Consider the following 14,190-nt stretch of genomic DNA (forward strand, 5'->3'; position numbering starts at 1 on the left):
GAGCAGGAGAGCGCGCCTCACACTCATTTCTCGGGCAGTTGCGGCAGCGGCATGTCGCGCAGCTTCACCTGCTGCTCGTCGCTGCCCGGCCGCAGCCAGGCCAGGCCCTTGCGGCCGGCCTTGGGCTCGGCGGTGCCCAGCTGGGCGATGCCGTTGCGGACCTTCTTCAGGCCCTCGTTGAGCAGGGCATGCAGGTCCTTGCTGTAGGGCAGCTGGTAGGCGCGCGGCTGGGCGGCGGGCTTGCCGTCTTCCACGGCATTGACCCAGACATAGAGCGCCCCGTCGCGCTTGCCAGCGGGCTCCTCGATGACGGCGGCCAGCAGCACGAAGCGCTCGGGCAGCGGGTCGCCGCTGGGCCAGCCCCACAGCGTGTGGATGGCACCCTCGGCGTAGAAGTAGAAAGCACTCACGCCAACCACCAGCAGGCCGCGCAGCCACACCGGCCAGCGCGACTGCAGCAGGGAAAGCAGACACAGCAGCAGCAGCGCGGCAAAGCTGAGGATGATGGGCAGAGTCATGGTCTTTGCATCAGACTTTTTGGAAGCGTGTTGACGTTGACGACGCTGCCATCGGGCTGCAGCGTGAAGCGCACGGCGGTGGCTTCGTCGCCCTTGCGGGCCAGCTTGACCGTGCCGTAGAAGACGACGTCGGCGCGCGGGTTGACCTTGATGACCGTCACGGTCACCGGCACCGGCTGGCCGTCGTTGGACTGGTAGTACTGGACGTTGACGACATGCTCGCCGGGAACGAGGCCGCGCAGCGTCACCACCTCCTGGCGGAACGGGCTCTGGATGCGCTGGCCGTTGACGATGGTGGCGGCGTTGGCGTCACCGCGGTCGTCGCGGTCCAGGTACATCAGCCCGGCCTCGCGCTGGCGGAACCACACCAGGTTGCCGCCCGGGTCCTGCACCCAGGTGTCGATGTCGTTGGGGCTGTTGTCGGGCCAGGCCACGTTGATCAGGTACTCGGCCTTGGACGGCACGTCGCCGGCCTTGGTGGCACGCGGGTTCATGGCCAGCAGCGCCACGATGAAGCAGAAGACGAAGCCGATCAGCAGGTTGAACAGCATGTCGTAGAAGGGGTCAACCTCGGCCTCCCTTGAACCCCGGCGCAGGCGGCGCATCACGCACCGTCCTTTCGGAGCCCGGCACGCTGGATATCAGCCACCAATGCATCAGCGAAACGGTCCAACCGGGTCAGTTGCAAACCCAGCAGGATGTTGCCCACCAGGCCCACCATGGTCGTCAGCAGCGCCACGCCCAGGCCCGCCGTCAGGCTGCGCAGCAGCTCCTGCGACTGCGCCGGGTCGAAGCTCTGCAGCTTGCCGATGGTCAGCGCCAGCATCGAGAAGCCGATGACCTTGCCCAGCAACCCGAGCTTGAGCTGGATGCCGTTGACCCACCAGGCCGTGCCATGCGGGCCGTGGCTGTGCTCCAGCAGCAGCTCGGTCGCGATGTCGCCAGGCGCGCCCAGGTATTCGGCCGCCCAGCAGGCCTCTCCGGCGCGGGCGAGCCGCGGATCAGCCAGCAAGTCACGCTGGCGCTGCAGTTCGCGCGAGCGCTGGCCGCACCACAGCGTGGAGCACAGGAAGACGGCCATGATGACCAGCGTCAGCCCCGTGGGGTCGGCGCCCAGCAGCAGCGCCCAGACGCCGCGCACACCCAGCAGCCAGGTGCAAAAGGCCAGGCCGCCGACGAGGGTCAGCCATTCCAGCCACAGCGGCTCGGCCGGGTGCGCGGGCCGGGGGGCGGCGGTCGCTGTGCTCACAGTTCGATCTCCATGCCGTCATGCGCCACCTCGATGCCATGCGCCAGCAGCTCACGGCGCTGGGCGCCGCCGCGGTCGAGGATGGGGTTGCTGTGGTGGATGTGGGTGAGCACCTTGCGCGGCGCGCCGCTGGCCTGCAGCGCGTCGATCATCCCGGGCCGTTCGCCGTGGCGGCTCTGCGGCAGATGGCCTTTGTCGCTGGCGCTGACCGCCCCGACGCCGGCCTCCTGCAGGCCGTGCTCGGTCCAGAAGCTGCCGTCGACGACGACGCAGTCGGCCCGGCGCATCCAGGCCAGCTCGGCCTCGCCGACCTCGGCCAGCGCCGGCGACAGGAAGACGCGCCGGCCCGTGCGCAGGTCCTGCACCTCCAGCGCGATGCACTCGCCCGCCGCTTCGCTGCGCAGCCGCGCATGCCGCGGCGCCCGCGCCGGCACGGCCACGGCGGCAAAGCTCAGCGCCGGGAAGCCCGGGATCTCGAAGCTCGCGCTGCGCACGTCGCCGGCAATGGGCAGCATGCGCCAGCGCACGCGGCAGTAGCTCTCCAGCACGTGCAGCAGCGGCAGCTCGGCCGTCAGGTCCTCGAACACCAGCGGCGTGGCATAGACCTCCAGCTCACGGCTCTCGCGCAAGGAGAGCAGCCCGGCCACGTGATGCAGCCGCGAGTCAAGCAGCACGACGGCGCGGATGGGCACATCACCCGCGTGGGCAGGCTGCAGCGCGGGCGTGGCGCGGATCTGCTGCGGCAGGTCGGGGCTGGCGTTGATGAGCAGCCAGCCTTCGCCGGGCCGGCCGTCCTGCGAGATGGCGATGGCGCTTTGCGTGCGCGCGCTGGCGTCGAGCTCACCGCGGCGCCAGCTGCTGCACAGTCGGCAGTGGCAGTTCCACAGCGGGAAACCACCGCCCGCGCCGGAGCCGAGGACGAGGAGCTTCATGGGAAGCCGCGCAGAAGAAGACGGGACATGGGAGCAGGCAGTCAGCAGGTCGACGCACCCAGGGGTGCAAGACCCGTGCCTTGCCACAACGCCGTTGCAGCCGGCGTCAATGAGGGGTTTTGCTCCAGTTCGGCACAGCGCGGTGCAGCACTTCCCCCGGGAAAGTCCCGGGCCTGCATTGAGGCCCGGGAACAACGGTTAGGGCCTGTTAACGCTACGGCAGCAGGCCGCGTTGTAGCCAGAAAGCCCGCGAGCAAGGCGCGAAACGAAGCTTGGGTAGGCCCCAAGCGAGGCTTCGCAACGCCGCGCGCGGGCTTTCTGGCTACAACCCGAAGGGAAGGTCAGCCGCCAGGGGCCACTCAGCGTTGCACCGCTTGCCCGCATATCAATGCGGGCGGCGCACTGCGCCTTGATTGGCCCCTGGCGGCTGACCTTCGCGACCTACTGCCGTAGCGTTAACAGGCCCTGGGCGTGTTCCAGCGCAGCCGGCGGTAGATCGTGTTGCGGCTGATGCCCAGCTGCTTGGAGGCCAGCGAGATGTTGCCGCCCGCTGCGTCCAGCGTGGCGCGGATCATGTCGATCTCGGCCTGCTCCAGCGTGCGCGCGCTCGCGGGCTCCACGGCGGCTGCCGCAACTACAGCGGGTGCAGGGGCCGGCAGCGCGGCATGCGGCTCGAAGGGCGGCCAGGCCGGCGCCAGCGCGGGCGGCGGGGCCGGTGTCATGCCGCCCACAGCGCGCTGCATGTCTTCGAGGAAGTCATCCGACAGGTGATTCGTCGTCACCAGCCGCTCGCCCGCCGACATCACCGCCGCCGTGCGCAGCACATTGGCCAGCTGGCGGATGTTGCCCGGCCATTGGTAGCGGCGGAACATGCCCAGCACCTGGGGGCTGAGCTCGGGCGTGTCCTGCGGGCGCTCGGCCTGCAGGATGCGCCGCACGATGGCTTCCACGTCGGTACGTTCGCGCAGCGCCGGCAGGCGCAGGGCCAGGCCGTTGAGGCGGTAGTAGAGATCCTCGCGGAAGGTCTGCGCGGCGATCATCTCGCGMAGGTTGCGGTGGGTGGCACCGATGACGGCGATGTCCACCGCGATGGACTTGGTGCTGCCCAGCGGCGTCACGCTGCGCTCCTGCAGTGCGCGCAAGAGGCGCGCCTGCAGCGGCAGCGGCATGTCGCCGATCTCGTCCAGGAACAGCGTGCCGCCGTTGGCCTGCACCAGCCGCCCCGGCGCACCCTTGCGCCGCGCGCCGGTGAAAGCGCCTTCCTCGTAGCCGAACAGCTCGGCCTCGATGAGGCTCTCGGGGATGGACGCGCAGTTCACGGCCACGAAGGCCTGGCGGGCGCGCACCGAGTCGTGGTGCACCGCGCGGGCCAGCAATTCCTTGCCGGTGCCGGTCTCGCCCAGGATGAGCAGCGGGATGCCGCGGTCCAGCACGCGTTTGACCTTCTGGATGACGGTCTCCAGCTGCGGGTCGCCGGTGCGCAGGTATTGCAGGCCGGAGAAGCGCTGGGCGCCGTTGGCCGTGGCCGCCGTCGCCACCATGTCCGCCGGCTGGGCCGGCGCGTCCGGGCTGGGCACACCGCCAGTCCATTCGCCTTCGCGCAGCGAGCTGGTGCCCTGCGAGGGCTCGCGCGCATCGATGACGTCGGCCATCTCCGCATTGCGCATCCCCCCCACCACCGGGCGCGAGGGCCAGTCGAAGCGAGCGCTGACGAAGAAGCTCTGGCCCGTTGGCAGGCACAGCTGCATCGGCGGCGACATCGGCATGCGGAAATGGTCGTAGATTGCCGCCGGCGTCGTGCCCAGCAGGCTGCTCAGGCTGCGCATGCGCAGCTCCGCGCCGCTGACGCCGAGCTGGTCCAGCGCGGCGCGGTTGGCGCCCAGCAGCCGGCCTTCCGGCGACACGACCAGGATGCCTTCGAGCAGCGTGCCGATGAACTCGGGCCGGCTGTGGAAGTGCAGGCGCAGGCGGTTGTTGTAGTCGTCCGAGAGCCAGTGGTTCTCGATCATGCGGGCCGACATGCGCACCAGGCCCATGGTGTGCTGGTGGTAGCCGCGGTGGTCGCCCGTCACGTCCAGCACGCCGAGCATGTTGCCGCGCGGGTCGAAGATGGGTGAGGCCGAGCAGGTCAGGAAATTGTTGGCGTGGATGAAGTGCTCGCCGCCATGCACGAGCGTGGGCACCTCCTCGAACAGCGCCGTGCCGATGGCATTGGTGCCCTTGGCATGCTCGGCCCAGTTCTCACCCGGCGCCAGCGCCACGCGGTGGGCGCGGGCCAGGAAGCTGTCGTCGCCCACCGCGTGCAGGATGGTGCCCTGCGCGTCGGTCAGCACGATCATGCTTTCGGTGTTGACGATCTGCTCGTAGAGCAGCTGCATCACCGGCGCGGCGTGGGTGTACAGACGTTGGTTGCGTTCCCGCGCGAGGTTGAGGTCGCTGCGGATCATCGGGTCCAGCCCGCTTTTCTCGTGGCGCTTCAGGCCCAGCGCTTCGCTGCGCTGGTGGCTGCGCTCGATGAAGGCCTGTCGTGGGGGCCCCGGCGGCGCCGGGCTGGCCGGCGCTTCGGTCTCGATGGTGGGCATAGAGGCTCTCATGCGCCTGCCTGTTGCAGGCTTGTCTCGGCGGCGGCGCGGTCGGTGCCACGCCTGTCTGTGTCTGGCGGCCATCGTGTCCCAAAGCGGTTCGACTGTCCATGACACAGGTCAAGCGCCGACACGGTCGTTGTTCCAGGTTGGAACAGTTCCGTCCTGGCATGTCGCTTGCAGCGCAGGGACAGAGCCCGAACGGGCCTGCAAACCCAGACAACGACCGGAGACAACCCATGAAATTCCATCCCCGCTTCATCGCCGGCAGCCTGTGCGTCGCGGCCGTCGTGGCCTGGGCCCACGGCGACGTCACCCCCCAGGCCGTGGACACCAGCAGCCTGCCCCAGCTGGGCGAAGGCTGGCGACCCGAGAACCCCTTTCGCGGCGATGAGGCCGCCATCAAGATCGGCAGCTCGGCCTTCAACCAGAACTGCGCGCGCTGCCACGGCCTGGAGGCCATCTCGGGCGGCATCGCGCCCGACCTGCGCCGGCTGGACAACGACTGCAGCACGCTGAAGGACGCCGCCAAAAAGGCCGCCTGCGTGAAGGAGAACGACGACTACTTCCTGAACACCGTGCGCCACGGCCGCAGCCGCAACGGCGCCGTCTACATGCCGCCTTTCGAGGGCGTGTTCACGCAGGAAGCGATGTGGGCGATCAAGTCCTACCTGGAAGTGCGCCGGGAGAAGCCGCTGTGAACCGGCGCCACATCCTCGCCTGGGCCGCCGCCAGCGCCCTCACCGGCACGGGGGCGGGCGCCGCCACCCTCGCCCAGGTGCGCGAGCGCGGCCGGCTCATCGTCGGCCTGTACGAGGACATGCCGCCCTTCCACGTGAAGGGCAAGGGCATCGACATGGAGCTGGGCCAGGCGCTGGCCGAGGCCCTGGGCGTGAAGTTCGCGCCGCTGGCCTTCAATGCCGACGAGAACATGAACGACGACCTGCGCAACATGGTCTGGAAGGGCCACTACCTCGGCCACGGCCCGGCCGACGTGCTGATGCACGTGCCGGTGGACCGCCCGCTGATCGAGGCCACGCCGCAGGCCCGCATCTTCGGCCCCTACTACCGTGAGCGCGTCATGCTGGCGCGGCGTGTGGATGAGCTGCCACGGCTGGAGACGCTGTCCCAGCTCGGCACACGCCGCGTGGCCGTGCCCGGCCAGACGCTGGCCGGCTGGCTGATGATCGGTGCGGACGGAGGCGCCTACCGGGAGCAGCTGCTGACGCAGTTCAAGGACGGCTGCGAGGCCGCCCGCGCACTGCAGCGCGGCGAAGTGGCCGCCGCCGCCGGCCTGGCGTCGGAGCTGGAGACGGTGCTGGCTGGCGACGCGGCCTACCGCATCGAGCCGCTGCCGTCGCCGCGTGCGCCGCGCGACGGCTGGGCCGCAGGCATGGCCGTGAAGCGCGACGCCACCGACCTCGCCCAGGCCCTGCAGGACGCGTTGAACCAACTGGTCAGCCAAGGCCGCGTCGCCGAGATCTTCACCAAGTACAAAGTGGCCTGGCGTCCGGTCTGAAGAGGGTGAAAGGAAATCCCGCATGCCCGCTTTGACTCCCCAAAACACCCCGCTCGTCGTTGCAAATGCTCGCCGTAGCCTGAGCTACGGCTGTGCTTTGCGCCTAAATCGGGGCGCTTTGGGAAGCCCTCTCGGCCACGCCGGATTCCCTCTCACCCTCTGAGCTTCGAGCCGGCCCGACCGCATCTGGAGATACCCATGAAAAAGAGATTTGCGCCCGCGGCGCGAAGGACGGCACTCGCACTGGCAGCCGCCAGCGCGGCCGCCCACGCCGCACCCGCACCCGCACCGACCGTCCTCGAACCCGTCGTCATCACCGCCACGCGCACTGAAGCCACGCCTTTCGACGTGCCCGCTTCCATCAACCGCATCGACGGCGACGCGCTGCGCGCCGGCCGAGCCCAGGTCAACATCTCCGAGGGCCTAGGGCAAGTGCCGGGCCTGCTGGCCCGCGACCGCCAGAACTACGCCCAGGACGTGCAGATCTCGGTGCGCGGCTTTGGCGCGCGGGCCAGCTTCGGCATCCGCGGCGTGCGCGTCTACGTGGACGACATCCCCGCCACCCTGCCCGACGGCCAGGGCCAGATCACCAACGTCGAGATTGGCACCGTGGGCCGCGTCGAGGTGCTGCGCGGGCCGTTCTCGGCGCTGTACGGCAACTCCTCGGGCGGTGTCATCAGCATCTATTCCGAGAACCCCGCCGGCCCGCCGCGCCTGGACGCCGGCGTCAGCTTTGGCAGCGACGGCCTGCGTCGCGTGGCCGCGTCTGCCAGCGGCACCGCAGGCGCCATCGGCTACACGCTGGGCGCCAGCCGTTTCACAACCGACGGCTACCGCCAGCACAGCGCCACCGAGCGGCGCCTGGGCAACGCGCGGCTGAACTTCAAGCTCGGTGCCGACACCCAGCTCACGCTGATCGCCAACAGCGTCGAGTTGCCCGAGGCGCAGGACCCGCTGGGCCTGACCCGCGCGCAATGGCAGACCGACCCGCGCGGCGTTGATGCCGGCGCACTGAGCTTCAACACCCGCAAGACCATGAAGCAGCAGCAGGGCGGCCTGGTGCTGGAGCACGGCATCGACAGTGCCAACACCCTGCGCGTGATGGTCTACCAGGGCCACCGCACGACGATGCAGTTCCAGTCCATCCCGGTGGCCACGCAGGCCAATGCGCTGCATCCGGGTGGCGTCATCGATCTGGCGCGCGACTACCAGGGTGCCGATGTGCGCTGGCGCTGGAAAAGTGCCACCGCCAGCGTCATCGCCGGCGTGGCCGCCGACGAGCTGAGCGAGCACCGCGTCGGCACGCAGAACTTCATCGGCACGACGCTGGGCGTGCAAGGTGCCCTGCGCCGCGACGAGCGCAACCACGTCAGCAACGCCGACCCCTATCTGCAGGCCGAATGGCGGCCCACGCCGGCCTGGCTGCTCAACGCCGGCGTGCGCCGCGCCAAGGTCAGCTTCCGCTCGACCGACGCCTACATCACCAAGACCAACCCCGACGACAGCGGCGCCGCCAGCTACTCGGCCACGCTGCCGGTGCTGGGCGCAAGCTTCGCGGTCAGCGAGCGCCTGCGCGTCTACGCCACCGCCGGCCGCGGCTTCGAGACGCCCACGCTCAACGAGCTGGCCTACCGCCCCAGCGGCGCCACGGGCCTGAACTTCGGCCTGCAGGCGTCGCTGAGCCGCAGCATCGAGGCCGGCATCAAGGCCCGGCCGTGGGATGGCGCCGAGTTAGCGCTGGCGCTGTTCCAGACCGGCACGGAGCACGAGATCGTCACGCAGACCAACCTGGGCGGCCGCGCCACCTACCAGAACGCCGGCGCCACGCGCCGCCGCGGCCTGGAGGCGTCGGGCTCGTTCCAGCTCGCGAGCACGCTGCAGGCGCAAGTCGCCGCCACCTGGCTGGACGCGCGCTACCGCGACGGCTTCCTGACCTGCACCGCCACGCCCTGCGCCGCCGCCAACCAACAGGTCAACGCCGACAACCGCATCCCCGGCATTGCCCGCACCGCGGTCTATGGCGCGCTGACCTGGCAGCCCGCCAGCGGCTGGCGCTTCGGCGCCGAGGCGCGCGCGCTGAGCAAGGTCTACGTCAATGACCTCAACAACGACGCCGCCCCCGGCTACGCGACGCTGGCCGCACACGCGGGCTACCAGCTCAGCCTCGGGCCCTGGGATCTGGGCGGCCTGCTGCGCGTGGACAACCTCGCGGGCCGCCGCTACGCCGGCTCCGTCATCGTCAACGATGGCAACGGCCGCTTCTTCGAGCCCGCGCCAGGCCGCACCTTCCTCGCCAGCGCCAACGCGAGCTATCGCTTCTGAACCGGAGACCTTCATGGCCCGCCTGTTGCCCACCCTGACCCTGCTTGCCGCGGCAGTCACCCAGGCCCACGCCGGGCCGCTGGCCTATGTGTCCAACGAGGGCTCGGGCACGCTGAGCGTCATCGACACCGCCACCGACGCCGTGCTCTACGAACTGCCCGCCGGCGCCAAGCCGCGCGGCGCCGTCATCAGCCCCGACGGCCGCCGCGCCTACGTCAGCGATCAGCCTGGCAACCGCCTCGTCGTCATCGACCTGGCCGCGCGGCGCCAGGCCGGCGAGATCCCGCTCGGCGAGTCACCCGAAGGCCTGGGCCAGTCGCCCGACGGCCGCTGGGTGGTGGCCGCCGTCGAGGAGGCCAACGAGATCGTCTTCGTCGACACGCGCGCCATGGCCCGCAGCTTCGCCGTCAAGGTGAAGGGCAGGAACCCCGAGCACGCTGTCTTCAGCCCCGACGGGCGCTGGGTGCTGGTCAGCGCCGAGGAGGGCAGCGCGGTGGACGTCATCGACGTGGACAAGCGCGCCCAGGTCGCGCAGATCCCGGTCGGCACGCGGCCGCGCGGCATCGGCTTCTCGCCCGACGGGCGGCGGGCCTTTGTAGCGGCCGAGATGTCCAGCGAGATCTACGTCATCAACATGCAGACCTTCTCGGTGCAGGACAAGCTCATGGCCGGGCCCAAGAGCAATGGCATCAGCGTGCACCCCGACGGCAAGCGCGTTTTCATCTCCAACGGCGGCGATGCGACCGTCTCGGTGCTGGACGTGGAGCGCATGGCCCTGGTCGCCACCATCCCGGTCGGCCAGCGGCCGTGGAACATGGCGCTGACGCCCGACGGCCGCAAGCTCTATGTGGCCTGCGGGCGCTCAGGCGCGGTGTCGGTCATCGACACCGAGACGCTGCAGCGCGTGGCCGAGGTGGCGGTGGGCAAGCTGCCCTGGGGCGTGGTGATCCGTTGAGAGAGCGCCATCTCGGCGGCTGACATGAACAAAGCCACAGAGGCACAGAGACACAGAGAGTCCGGTGGCCTTCGAGCACCTCGACACCTCTGTGTCTCTGTGCCTCTGTGGCTGGTTTGCATCGTCACTGCGGCCCATGCCCAGGTGCAGCTCGAACGCGTCGAAGTCGTTGGCCTGTCGCCGGTGGCCGGTGTGAACATCCCGCGCGATTGGATCCCCGCCGCCGTGCAGACCGCCCGCGCCGCCGACATCGAGCGCAGCCAGGCCCTGGACCTCGCCAGCTTCATGAACCGGCGCCTGGGCAGCGTCCACCTCAACGAGATGCAGGGCAACCCGCTGCAGGCCGACGTCAACTTCCGCGGCTACACGGCATCGCCGCTGCTGGGCTCGCAGCAGGGGTTGTCGGTCTACCTCGACGGCGTGCGGTTGAACCAGCCGTTTGGCGACGTGGTGAGCTGGGACCTGATCCCCAAGGCGGCCATCGCTTCCATCGCGCTCAACCCGGGCTCCAACCCGCTGTTCGGCCTCAACACCCTGGGCGGTGCGCTGAGCGTGCAGACCAAGGACGGGTTGAAGCAACCGGGCACGTCGCTGCAGCTGACGGCCGGCTCACACGGCCGCCGCGCCGCCGAGTTCGAGGTGGGCGGCGGCAGCGCCGGCGGCACGCACTGGTACGTCACCGGCCACAAGTTCCGCGAGCGCGGCTGGCGGGTCGATTCAAAGTCCGACGTGAACCAGCTCTTCGCCAAGCTCGGCCACCGCAACGCTGACACCGACATTGCACTGACCGCGTCGCTCGCCGACACCGACCTCAACGGCAACGGCCTGCAGGAGCAACGCCTTCTCGAACGTGACCGCGCCAGCGTCTACACGCGCCCGGACAACACCCGCAACCGCGCGGCACTGCTCAACCTCGCGCTTTCTCATTCGCTCGGCGAGCAGTGGACGCTGGCCGGCAACGCCTACGTCCGCAGCATCCGCACGCGCACCTACAACGGCGACCTGAACGACGACGCGCTCGACCAGTCGCTCTACCAGCCCAGTGCCGCCGATCGCGCGGCGCTGGCGGCGGCCGGCTACACCGGCTTTCCCACCGCGGGCGAGAGCGCGGCCAACACGCCCTTCCCGAAGTGGCGCTGCATCGCCCAGGCGCTACTGAAGGACGAGCCTGGCGAGAAGTGCAACGGCGTCATCAACCAGACCCGCACGAACCAGCACAACGCCGGCTTCAACGCGCAGCTCGGCTACGACGGTCGGCTGCTTGGCTTGCCCAGTCAGTCCCTGATCGGCGCGGCAGCCGACTTCAGCCGCAGCCGTTTCGTGCAGGGCTCGGAGCTGGGCTACCTGAATGCCGACCGCAGCATCACCGGCGTCGGCGCCTTCGGTGATGGCGTGGGCGGCGGCAACGTGGACGGCGCGCCCTACGACACCCGCGTGGACCTGGCGGGCCGCACACGCACGCTCAGCCTGTTCGCCAGCACCGTGCTCACGGTGGCGAGTGGCACGCACCTGACCGTGTCCGCCCGCTACAACCACAGCACGGCGCGCAACCGCGATGCCATCACGCCAGGCGCCGGCCCGGGCTCACTGGACGGCGACCACGCTTTCAGCCGCCTCAACCCCGCGCTGGGCCTGACCTTCACGCCGGTGGCCGGCGTCAACGCCTGGGCCGGCGTGAGCCAGGGCAGCCGCGACCCGTCCTCCATCGAGCTGGGCTGCGCCGACCCGGCCAACCCCTGCAAGCTGCCCAACGCCATGGCCGGCGACCCGCCACTCAGGCAGGTCGTCACGACGACGGTGGAGGCCGGCATTCGCGGCGCCGCCGGCGGGCCACTGGCCTGGAGCGTCGGCGTGTTCCGCTCCGACAACCGCGACGACCTGCTCTTCGTCGCCGATGACGCGGCTGGCTTTGGCTACTTCAAGAACTTTGGCAAGACCCGCCGCCAGGGTCTGGAGCTGGGCCTGAGCGGGCAGCCCGCCAAGGGCCTGGCGGCGGGCATCAACCTCACGCTGCTGGACGCCACCTACCGCACGGCCGAGCGCGTCAACGGCGCGTCCAACAGCAGCAACGATGCGGCGCAGGCGGGCTTGCCCGGCGTGAACGGCAATATCGCCATCCGCCCCGGTGACCGCATGCCACTGGTGCCGCGGCGCCTGCTCAAGCTCTATGCCGATCTCGACCTCGGCGATGCGTGGTCGCTCGGCGCCGACGCCATCGCGATGAGCGGCGCAGCAGCGCGCGGCAACGAGAACGGCCTGCACCGGCCCGATGACACGTACTACCTCGGCGCGGGCCGCAGCGCCGGCTACGCGGTTGTCAACGTCAACGCGGCCTGGAAGCCGATGAAGGGGCTCAAGCTCTTCGCCCAGGTCAACAACCTGTTCGACCGCGCGTACGCCACGGCCGCGCAGCTCGGCCCCACGGGTTTCGACAGCGCGGGCAATTTTCAGAGCCGGCCCTTTGCGGCCAACGCGAACGGCGACCGGCCGTTGCGCCATGCGACGTTCTACGCGCCAGGCGCGCCGCGCAGCGTGGTGGTGAGCGTGAAGTACAGCTTCTAGCGAGAAGCCCTCGGGCACTGCTGCGCGCCGCCACACCCACGCTGCACGGCGGCACGGCGCGCGCCCGCGCCACGCAACAGCCCGCGTCGGGGCACACCCGCAGCAGCGTGCCAGCGCGGCACGCGTCATGGCTCCCACTGCGCCGCGCGGCAACGCCCGCGCGGGCACTTCGCTCCAGCCCGGTACTGGCACAGCGCTTGCGCAAAGCACGCTGCCCAAAACCACAACTGGAGACAACATGAACATCCACCACACCCGCACCTTCATCGCCGCCGCGCTCACCGCCGCGGGCACAGCCCACGCCGCCGACTTCAAGGCCGGCGAATGGGACCTGAGCCTGGGCGGCATCATCAACGCCTACTACACCCACACCAGCTGTTCCGGCTCGCAGGCCGTCGGCGGCGTGGCGCTGGCGACCAAGGGCCTGGGCTGCGGCGGCACCGATGGCCGCACCGTCATCGGCAACGGCCTGCTGCCCAATGCCCTCACCACCACGGCCAAGACGCGCCAGGACGGCTATGACATCCAAGCCACGCTGATGATCGGCGCGGCCGTCGCCTCGGGCGACGCCATCTCCAACAACAGCAACGTCGACGTGCGCCAGGGCTTCGTCACCTTCGGCAATGCCGACATGGGCAGCGTCAAGCTCGGCCGCGACTACGGCCTGTTCGGCCAGTCCGCCATCCTTGGCGACATGACCCTGCTCGGCGCCGGCGCGCCCGTCAGCGCCACCCAGCGCAACCGCGTCACGCTGGGCCACATCGGCTCCGGCTATACCTACCTCGGCACCTACGGCCAGATCGCCTACAGCCTGCCCAGCAGCGGCGGCTTCTCGGCCACCATCGCGCTGATGAGCCCCGTCGATGCCGGCGCCGCCATCGGCCGCAACGAGCCGCAGCTGCAAGCCCTGGCCACCGCCAAGTTCAATGGCGGCAAGGCCTGGGTGGGCGTCAAGCACCAGAAATTCGAAGGCACGGGCGGCGGCGCCAGCTTCACGATGAACGGCGCCGAGGTCGGCGCCAGCGTCAGCGCCGGCCCGCTGGGCTTTGCGGCCAATCTGCAATCGGGCAAGGGCCTGGGCGTGCTGTCCGACGGCGACAGCGGCAACCGCAAGCAGACCAACGTGCTGCTGCAAGCCACCTGGCAGGMCACGGCCAAGACCAAGTTCGGCCTGAACTGGGGCGAGAGCAAGCTGAAGGATGGAGTGGCCGCCGATCTGAGCAGCAACACCAATGTGACGGCGGGCCTGTACTACGGGCTGACCAAGAGCGTGACGCTGGTGGGGGAGGTGAGCCGGACGACGTCGAAGCCGGTGACCGGCAGCGACGCCAAGATGAGCGGCGTAGCACTGGGGGGGATCGTGTTCTTCTGACCTATCGCACGGCCCTCGCGGCGACGCGGCGAGGGCGTTAATCCTGGCAAATATCTGATTCGCGTTGCGCGGCTGCAAAAGCAGTCCGCGCCGCCGCCATGCGGGTCGCGCGGCGCAGACTCCTGGCAGGCCTGCCAGCGCCGAGGCAAACTGAGGCCCGATTGACCCGGAGCTGACTT

The 14,190-nt window shown here is 69.9% G+C and carries 11 protein-coding genes; 6 read left to right on the forward strand and 5 right to left on the reverse strand.

What is annotated here, in order from left to right:
* Positions 1-23: 23 nt before the first annotated feature.
* The 5 genes from ACXJKJ_RS08310 to ACXJKJ_RS08330 all read right to left on the reverse strand — a co-directional run bounded on the left by ACXJKJ_RS08310 (position 24) and on the right by ACXJKJ_RS08330 (position 5,281).
* Positions 24-518 (reverse strand): hypothetical protein, encoded by a 495-nt coding sequence (locus ACXJKJ_RS08310; RefSeq protein ID WP_457389768.1) that lies wholly within the window; start codon positions 516-518, stop codon positions 24-26.
* Entirely contained in the window at positions 515-1,123 is a 609-nt protein-coding gene (locus ACXJKJ_RS08315; RefSeq protein WP_457389769.1) for a hypothetical protein, read from the reverse strand. Before ACXJKJ_RS08315 ends, ACXJKJ_RS08310 begins: the two co-directional genes overlap by 4 nt.
* Positions 1,123-1,767, reverse strand: coding sequence for a hypothetical protein (locus ACXJKJ_RS08320; protein WP_457389770.1), 645 nt, complete (start codon positions 1,765-1,767; stop codon positions 1,123-1,125). The genes ACXJKJ_RS08315 and ACXJKJ_RS08320 overlap by 1 nt, the downstream gene beginning before the upstream one ends.
* Complete coding sequence (gene pqqB, locus ACXJKJ_RS08325; protein ID WP_457389772.1) at positions 1,764-2,699, reverse strand: pyrroloquinoline quinone biosynthesis protein PqqB; 936 nt, start codon at positions 2,697-2,699, stop codon at positions 1,764-1,766. Before pqqB ends, ACXJKJ_RS08320 begins: the two co-directional genes overlap by 4 nt.
* Positions 2,700-3,154: 455 nt before the next feature.
* Positions 3,155-5,281 carry a sigma-54-dependent Fis family transcriptional regulator gene (locus tag ACXJKJ_RS08330; RefSeq protein ID WP_457389773.1) on the reverse strand — a complete coding sequence of 709 codons (2,127 nt, stop codon included), beginning with the start codon at positions 5,279-5,281 and terminating at the stop codon, positions 3,155-3,157.
* Positions 5,282-5,520: 239 nt separating this feature from the next.
* On the opposite strand from ACXJKJ_RS08330, the gene pedF reads away from it, so the two are divergent.
* The 6 genes from pedF to ACXJKJ_RS08360 all read left to right on the forward strand — a co-directional run bounded on the left by pedF (position 5,521) and on the right by ACXJKJ_RS08360 (position 14,011).
* Entirely contained in the window at positions 5,521-5,982 is a 462-nt protein-coding gene (gene pedF, locus ACXJKJ_RS08335; RefSeq protein WP_457320508.1) for a cytochrome c-550 PedF, read from the forward strand.
* A complete protein-coding gene (locus tag ACXJKJ_RS08340; protein WP_457389774.1) occupies positions 5,979-6,800 on the forward strand; it encodes a substrate-binding periplasmic protein in 822 nt (273 codons plus the stop codon). The genes pedF and ACXJKJ_RS08340 overlap by 4 nt, the downstream gene beginning before the upstream one ends.
* A gap of 198 nt (positions 6,801-6,998) precedes the next feature.
* Positions 6,999-9,122 (forward strand): TonB-dependent receptor family protein, encoded by a 2,124-nt coding sequence (locus tag ACXJKJ_RS08345; protein ID WP_457389775.1) that lies wholly within the window; start codon positions 6,999-7,001, stop codon positions 9,120-9,122.
* Positions 9,123-9,135: 13 nt separating this feature from the next.
* The gene (locus tag ACXJKJ_RS08350) at positions 9,136-10,077 is read left to right on the forward strand and encodes a beta-propeller fold lactonase family protein (RefSeq protein ID WP_457389776.1); all 942 of its coding nucleotides are present in this window, start codon (positions 9,136-9,138) and stop codon (positions 10,075-10,077) included.
* Between the two features lie 99 nt (positions 10,078-10,176).
* Entirely contained in the window at positions 10,177-12,639 is a 2,463-nt protein-coding gene (locus ACXJKJ_RS08355; RefSeq protein WP_457389777.1) for a TonB-dependent receptor, read from the forward strand.
* A 238-nt stretch (positions 12,640-12,877) separates the two neighbouring features.
* Positions 12,878-14,011 carry a porin gene (locus ACXJKJ_RS08360; RefSeq protein ID WP_457389778.1) on the forward strand — a complete coding sequence of 378 codons (1,134 nt, stop codon included), beginning with the start codon at positions 12,878-12,880 and terminating at the stop codon, positions 14,009-14,011.
* Positions 14,012-14,190: the final 179 nt, after the last annotated feature.

Source organism: Roseateles sp. P5_E1, assembly GCF_054049335.1.